We start from the raw sequence: 7,354 nt of genomic DNA on the forward strand, positions 1-7,354 counted from the left end.
TTCCACGGTGGCGCACCACACGCGGCGTCCGGCGAAGGCCCCCGCCACCACGGAGCGCAGCACCGCGGGGCGCTGCTCCGGGAGGTAGGGAGGCACGGGCGCCGGCCCCACGCACTCCACGGGATCCAGGATCGCCTGCCACCGGCCGCCGCCGAACACCGGGTCCCCGTAGGCGGCCTCGGGACGGCGGGTGACCAGGCCGTGGTCGTCGTAGACCGGCGCCACCAGGGCGGGCGGGAGCAGCCACGAACGGGGAGTGTCCGTGACGTAGAAGTCGTCACGGGAGCGTTCCAGGGACGTGGACGTGTAGAGGGGCTCGCCGTGCAGCGTCTCGACGCGCAGGTCCGAGGGGCGCCGCAGCCACGCCCGCACGGGTTCCGCGGGCGTGGTGTCGCCGCCGCCCACCCAGTGCAGTGAGAACCGCAGGGTGTCCCAGCGCCACGGCGAGGAGCGGCAGAGGGCCGCGAAAGTCTCCTCGGACACGTCCGGGTGGGCGGGCCGGGTCTGCCAGGGAACGCTCATGGGCCCAGTCTACGAAGCCGCCCTGCACAGCCCCCGCAACATCTCCGGCAGGCGGCTGGGCGGTGCCTACCATGGCCCCATGATGCAGCCCAACTTGGCGGGCATCGGGGGATTCGTGGGGGACCACCTGCAGGAAGCGGCACTCAGTGCCCAGCTCGCGGCAGTGCTGTGCGCGCTGGCCGTCCTGGTGCTCGCGTGCTCCGGGGTGTGGCTCGCGGCCACCGACATCCGCGAGCACCGACTTCCCGGTTCCGTGGTGCGACCGCTCTACCCCGTCACGGTCCTGCTGCTGGGCGCCGCGGCAGTCCTTGGGGACGACCCTGAGCGGCTCGGGTGGATGCTGTGGGGGATGCTCATCATGGGCGGGCTGTTCCTGGCGCTGAGACTGGCGCATCCCGCGGGCATGGGACTCGGGGACGTGCGCCTGGCGGGCGTGCTCGGGATCCTCACCGGTTTCTCCTCCGTGACCCACACGGTGGTGGCGCTCGCGGCCACGTTCCTGCTCGCGGGAGCCTTCTGCGCTGTGCTGCTGCTGTCGGGAAGGGCAGGACCCTCCAGCCGCATTCCCCTGGGGCCGTTCATGATCGTGGGAAGCTTGGGTGTGGTGGCGTTCGTGTGACAGGGCCCTCCTGAACCCGCCCACCGCCGGAGTTCTGCACCCCTGCACCCCTGCACCCCGAGGAGATCACCCCATGGCCGTCCCGGACTTCATCCAGCAGCTGCGGCGCAGCATCGGCCACGACCTGCTGTGGCTGCCCGGCTGCACCGCCGTGGTGCTGCACGAGGGCAAGGTGCTGCTCGGACGGCGCGCGGACAACGGGAACTGGGGGCTCATCACCGGCATCGTGGAGCCGGGGGAGGACCCCGGTGTGGCCGCCCGTCGGGAGTGCCTCGAGGAGACGGGGGTGGAGATCACCGTGGATGCCCTGGTGCGGGTCAAGGCCGGAGGGGTAGTGGAGTTCCCCAACGGGGACCGTTGCCAGTTCCTGGACCACACGTTCCTGTGCAGCTACGTGGGCGGGGACGCGCGGGTCGCGGACGACGAGTCCCTCGAGGTCGGCTGGTACCCCGTGGACGCCCTCCCGGAGATGCCTGAGCACCAGGCCGAGCGACTGCACGCGGCGCTGGAGTTCACGGGGCGCACCGGCTTCGAGAGCTGAGCCCGCGCCCGGACACGCGACGACGCCGCGGGGGCGGCTCCGCGGCGTCGTCGTCCGTGCGTCCCCGGGTGGGAACGGGCCCCGCCGGGAAGGAGCCAGCCGGGACGGACCCGGCCGGCGGATCAGCCGCGCGGGATGTTGCGCAGGTTGGAACGGGCCATGGAGACGGCCTCGCCAGCGCCGCGGTTGAGCACGATGCGGGACATCGCGGTGGCAAAGCCGAAGACCTGGTCCTTCTTGATCTCCGGGGGGATGGACAGAGCGTTGGGGTCGGTGATGACCTCCACCACGGACGGGCCCTGGTGGGCGAGCGCGGTGGTGAACGCGGACTCGAGGTCCTTGGGCTTCTCCACCCGGATGCCCTGCATGCCCATGGCGGTCGCGATCTGCGCGTAGTTCGCCTGGGGCACGTCCACGCCGAAGTCCGGCAGCCCGTCCACGAGCATCTCCAGCTTGACCATGCCCAGCGTGGAGTTGTTGAACACCACCACGGTCACGGGCAGGTTGTAGGCCGCGAGCGTCAGCAGCTCGCCCATGAGCATGGAGAGCCCGCCGTCGCCGGACATCGAGATGACCTGGCGTCCCGGCTCGGCCAGCTGCGCGCCGATCGCCTGCGGCAGGGCGTTGGCCATGGACCCGTGCAGGTAGGAGCCCAGGATGCGGCGGGTGCCGAGCGGGTTGATGTAGCGGGCGCTCCACACGTTGCACATGCCGGTGTCCGCGGTGAACACGGCGTCGCGGGCCGCCACCTGATCCAGGATGGACGCCGCGTACTCCGGGTGGATGGGTGTCATCTTCTCGACCTTGCGGGTGTACGCCCCCACGGCCTTGTTCATGAGCTTGTCGTGCTTGGCCAGGGTCTTGTCCAGGAACGAGCGGTCGGACTTGACCGTGAGCTCGGGCAGCAGCTTGAGGATCGTGGACTTCACGTCACCGTGCACGGGGATGTCCACACCGGTGCGGCGCCCGATCACGGTGGGATCGGTGTCCACCTGGATGGTGGTGACGTCCGGGAGGAACTGGTCGTACGGGAAGTCGGTGCCGAGCATGAGCATCACGTCGGCGTCGTGCAGCCCCTCCGCCGCGGCACCGTAGCCCAGCAGCCCGGTCATGCCCACGTCGAACGGGTTGTCGTACTGGATCTGGTCCTTGCCGCGCAACGAGTGGCCCACGGGCGCCTTCAGGGTGTCCGCGAGGGCAATCACCTCGTCGTGGGCGCCGGCCACGCCGATGCCCGCGAAGATCGCGACCTTCTTGGCCGAGTTCAGGGCCTGCGCCATGCGCTCGACCGTCTCGTCCGAGGGAACGACGGCGCTCGGTGCCGGCACGGCGAACGGCCGGGCCTCCACCGCGACGTCCGAGTCCGCGAGGTCACCCGGCAGCGTCACCACGGAGACGCCGGGGCTGGTCACGGCGAACTGGATCGCGGAGCTCACCACGGCGGGGCACTGCTGCGGGGTGCTCACCAGCTCCGAGTACACGGAACACTCGGTGAAGATCCGGTCCGGGTGGGTCTCCTGGAAGTACTCGGAGCCGATGTACTGCGAGGGGATGTGGGAGGCGATGGCCAGCACGGGCGCACCGGAGCGGTTGGCGTCGTAGAGCCCGTTGATCAGGTGCAGGTTGCCGGGACCGCACGAGCCCGCGCACACCGCGAGCTTGCCGGTCAGCTGGGCCTCGGCACTCGCGGCGAACGCACCAGCCTCCTCGTGGCGCACGTGCACCCAGTCGATCCCGCCCTTCGCGGAGCCGCCGGTGCGGCGCACGGCGTCCACGATGGGGTTGAGGCTGTCGCCGACCACGCCGTAGATGCGCTCCACGCCGGCTTCCACGAGCTGCTGGACGATCTGTTCTGCGAGCTTCACACTGTCTCCTCGAAGGAACGGCCCGCCGCGGGGGGCACCCGGGCGGGCATCACGAATGTCTCTGTGATCCAGGGTAGTCCCGGGTCCTTGCAGGCGAAAAGATCTGTGGGCAACGGAACACCGGCGCGTGCGGCGTCCCACGAGGGCCCCGCAGCCGCTCGGTCCCGCGCCGGACGGGCGGGACCGGGCGCGCGGACCCGACCCTGCGGCGTCGTCCGCGCACGGTGGTCCGGAATGCGGGAGGCGGAACCCCGGTCACGAGACGCCCGGGCGAGCCCCCGTCACACCCCGGCCCACCTCGTGGCGCCGGACGCGCGGACCCGACCCCGCGGCGCGCTCCGGGGCCGGAGCGGGGTCCCCGGCCCGGAGACGGAAGGACCCGGCCGCTCCTCAGGGGGAGGCCGGGTCCTGTCACGCGCTCGCCGCGCAGGTGGGCGCGGCGGTCAACCGGTCGCTCAGTGGTTGCCCGTCATGGTGGTGACGTCCAGCGCCTTGTCGAGCTGCTCCTCGGTGAGCTTCTCGCCGTCCACGTAGCCGAGCTCGATGGTCGCCTCCCGCACGGTGACCTTGTTGGCCACGGCGTGCTTGGCGATCTTCGCGGCGGCCTCGTAGCCGATGGCCTTGTTCAGCGGGGTCACGATCGAGGGGGAGGCCTCGGCCAGGAAGCGGCAGCGCTCCTCGTTGGCCTGCAGCCCGTCCACCATCTTCTCCGCGGCCACGCGGGACGCGTTCGCGAGCAGACGGATGGACTCGAGCAGGTTCGCGGCCATCACGGGGATGCCCACGTTGAGCTCGAACGCGCCGTTGGTGGAGGACAGCGCCACCGTGGTGTCGTTGCCGATCACCTGGGCGGCCACCTGGATGGTCGCCTCGCAGATCACGGGGTTGACCTTGCCCGGCATGATCGAGGAGCCCGGCTGCAGGTCGGGGATGTGCAGCTCGCCCAGGCCGGTGTTGGGCCCGGAGCCCATCCAGCGGATGTCGTTCATGATCTTCATGTAGGAGTACGCGATGTTGCGCAGCTGCCCGGAGGCCTCCACCAGGCCGTCGCGGTTGGCCTGCGCCTCGAAGTGGTTGCGGGCCTCCGTGAGGGGTAGCCCGGTCTCCTCGGAGAGCAGCTCGATCACACGCGCGGAGAAGCCGTCCGGGGTGTTGATGCCGGTGCCCACGGCGGTGCCGCCCAGGGGGACCTCGGCCACGCGCGGCAGGGAGGCGTCGATGCGCTCGATGCCGTAGCGCACCTGCGCGGCCCAGCCGCCGAACTCCTGGCCCAGGGTCACGGGGGTGGCGTCCATGAGGTGGGTGCGCCCGGACTTCACGACGTCCTTGAACTCCGCGGCCTTCTTCTCCAGGGAGGTGGCGAGCACGTCCATGGCAGGCTTGAGGTCGTTGATCAGGGCGTTGGTCACGGCCACGTGCACCGAGGTGGGGAACACGTCGTTGGAGGACTGCGAGGCGTTGACGTGGTCGTTCGGGTGGACCTCCACGCCCGCGGACTCCAGGGCCCGGGACGCGAGCGTGGCGAGCACCTCGTTGGTGTTCATGTTCGAGGAGGTGCCGGAGCCGGTCTGGAACACGTCGATCGGGAAGTCGGCGTCGTACTCGCCGGAGGCCACGGCGTCCGCGGCGTCGCGGATGGCCTGCGCGCGCTGCGCGTCCAGCACACCCAGCTCCTCGTTGGCGGTGGCGGCGGCCTTCTTCACCTGGGCGAGCGCCCTGATGTGCTCGCGCTCCAGGGTGGTGCCGGAGATGGGGAAGTTCTCCACGGCGCGCTGCGTCTGCGCACGGTAGAGCGCGTTCTTGGGAACGCGCACCTCGCCCATGGTGTCGTGTTCGATGCGGTACTCGGTGTTTTCAGCCATGGCCCCAGTTTAGGCGCCCGCACCGCCGCGCGCCCGCCTCACCAGTGCCCGAGCGGCCGCATGACGGACGACGACGCCGCCCGCCCGGGTGCCGCCCCTCCGCCGCACCAGCGCCTGAGCGGCCGCGGGACGGACGGCGACGTCGCCCGCCCGGGTGCCGCCGCGTCGTCGCCCGCCCAGAGGCCTTCGCACGGACCTCCGGTGGGGAACCCGCACCCGCAGCCGCTCGCCTCCGCACGGACCGGGACGCTCTCATGTGTCGATAGTGCAGAAAGTGGGCCCTGATGCTGCGTCTGCTCCCCACCACAGCATCACGCGGGTGTGCGGCGCGGGGCCGCGGCCGGGCGGGTGCGGACGCGTGGAGGTGCGGCCGGGCGGCTCAGGCCTCGCCGAAGGCGGGGTCCTCGCTGTAGACCAGCTCGGCCTTGCCGTCCGTGAGGTGGTAGAACACGCCGATCACAGCGGCGTCCCCGCGGGTGACCGCACCGGAGATCGCGGCGGAGTGGTCCATGAGCCGTGCGGCGGTCTGCCGGGTGTGCTCCACGACCATGTCCTGCAGGTCCGCGTCCCCGGCGCGCTTGGCCTCCAGGACGGACGGGGTGATGCGCTCCACGAGGTCGCGCTGGAAGCCGCGGGGCAGCTGCCCGGACTCCACGGAGTCCTTGGTGGCCGTCACCGCGCCGCACGAGTCGTGGCCGAGGACCATGATCAGCGGCGTGCCGAGCACCTCGATCGCGTACTCCAGGGAGCCGAGCACGGCGTTGTCGATCACCTGACCGGCGGTGCGGATCACGAAGGTGTCACCGAGGCCGAGGTCGAAGATGATCTCCGCGGCCAGCCGGGAGTCGGAGCACCCGAAGATCACGGCGAACGGCTTCTGGGACTGCGCGAGGTCCTTGCGGCGCTGCGCGTCCTGGTGAGGGTGCTCGGTCTGCCCGGCGATGAAGCGGGCGTTGCCGTCCTGCAGGGCGCGCCACGCCTCGAGCGGGGTGCGGGGGGTGTGGTCCACGGCGGTGGTCTGAGTGCTCACGCAACGGCTCCAGGGTGCTCGAAGGGTTCGCGGGCGCCGATCGGGCCCGCATCGGTTCCAGGGTAGACCGGCTCACGCCGTGCTTCTGCGGGGCCGCGGACAGCGGCCTGAGTCCGGTCGGTCAAGGCGATCGTGGCGGTCCCGAGGTCTGCGGGCTCCCGAAGCACAGGCGCCACCCCTGGACACGGCGGGGGATCAGGAGCCGGACAGCGCCTGCGCGACCTGCTCGAACTCCGCGTCCGGTGCCTTGCCGCTGAGCACCACGGTGGAGTCCTTGAGGTCGGCGACCCACGCCGTGTACTCCTCCTGCTTGTCCGTGGCTTCGCGGTGGTGCAGGGTCCACGTGACCCCGCCGACGGTCTTCTCGCCGGTCTGCGGAGCCTGCTCGGTGCGCTGCGCGAGCCACGTGGGGTTGGACTCGGCCGTCTGCACCAGGTCCACTAGGTGGTACTCGGGGGAGAGGTATCCCACGTTCCACAGCGGCACGCCGTCCTCGGAGTTCTCGGTCCAGCGCGCGTAGTTGGCGCTCCACCCCTCGGGCAGCTGCGGGGCCGCCGGGGTGAAGGGCGCCTGGTCCGCCACGAACGCGGCCTCCTGGCCCACGTCCACGTTCGCGCGGTAGGGCTGTCCGTCCGGCTTGGGCTGAAGCCACAGGAACGGCAGCAGCAGGAGCATGAGCACCACCATGGAGATGACCATGCCCCGGATGGGGGCGTTGATCCGCGCCGCCTGCTTGGTGGTCAGCTGGGGGACGGGCTGCTCGGCGTCCCCGGCGTTCTCCGTGCCGCTGCCGACGCCGCCCGGTCCGGTCTCCGGGGCGGCGCTCCCCGCACCGGGGACGGGACCAGCGCTCCCGGAATCACCCTCGATGCTGGAAGGGGAGGACGCACCGGGGTTGCTGGTTGCACCGGAGGC

Annotated in this window: 7 protein-coding genes; 2 read left to right on the forward strand and 5 right to left on the reverse strand. The window is 71.3% G+C overall.

Translation table 11 applies throughout. From position 1 onward, the window contains the following. Positions 1-522 (reverse strand): hypothetical protein (locus QL985_RS11430; protein ID WP_290147903.1); only part of this gene is annotated, 522 nt, incomplete at its 3' end. On the opposite strand from QL985_RS11430, the gene QL985_RS11435 reads away from it, so the two are divergent. Beyond that, positions 521-1,141: an A24 family peptidase gene (locus QL985_RS11435; protein WP_144802916.1), complete on the forward strand. Its 621-nt coding sequence runs from the start codon at positions 521-523 to the stop codon at positions 1,139-1,141. The genes QL985_RS11430 and QL985_RS11435 overlap by 2 nt on opposite strands. 73 nt (positions 1,142-1,214) lie before the next feature. Further along, positions 1,215-1,682, forward strand: a complete 468-nt coding sequence (locus tag QL985_RS11440; protein ID WP_019310172.1) for an NUDIX domain-containing protein — start codon at positions 1,215-1,217, stop codon at positions 1,680-1,682. A 122-nt stretch (positions 1,683-1,804) separates the two neighbouring features. Here the strand turns inward: QL985_RS11440 and QL985_RS11445 are convergent, their stop codons facing one another. The 4 genes from QL985_RS11445 to QL985_RS11460 form a co-directional block, all read right to left on the reverse strand. Next, on the reverse strand, positions 1,805-3,547 hold the full coding sequence (locus tag QL985_RS11445) for a pyruvate dehydrogenase (protein ID WP_019310171.1): 1,743 nt from the start codon (positions 3,545-3,547) through the stop codon (positions 1,805-1,807). A gap of 455 nt (positions 3,548-4,002) precedes the next feature. Further along, entirely contained in the window at positions 4,003-5,409 is a 1,407-nt protein-coding gene (locus QL985_RS11450; RefSeq protein WP_047978078.1) for a class II fumarate hydratase, read from the reverse strand. Between the two features lie 379 nt (positions 5,410-5,788). Then, positions 5,789-6,439: a carbonic anhydrase gene (locus tag QL985_RS11455; protein ID WP_144802913.1), complete on the reverse strand. Its 651-nt coding sequence runs from the start codon at positions 6,437-6,439 to the stop codon at positions 5,789-5,791. A gap of 195 nt (positions 6,440-6,634) precedes the next feature. Next, on the reverse strand, positions 6,635-7,354 hold a 720-nt coding region (locus QL985_RS11460; RefSeq protein ID WP_290147905.1), incomplete at its 5' end, for a DUF4245 domain-containing protein.

This window comes from Kocuria sp. APC 4018, assembly GCF_030407675.1.
GTDB classification, from domain to species: Bacteria; Actinomycetota; Actinomycetes; order Actinomycetales; family Micrococcaceae; genus Kocuria; species Kocuria rhizophila.

Coding starts and splice junctions, on each gene's coding strand:
- QL985_RS11435 (WP_144802916.1), top strand. CDS start 521: ATGGGCCCAGTCTACGAAGCCGCCCTGCACAGCCCCCGCAACATCTCC.
- QL985_RS11450 (WP_047978078.1), bottom strand. CDS start 5,409: ATGGCTGAAAACACCGAGTACCGCATCGAACACGACACCATGGGCGAG.
- QL985_RS11440 (WP_019310172.1), top strand. CDS start 1,215: ATGGCCGTCCCGGACTTCATCCAGCAGCTGCGGCGCAGCATCGGCCAC.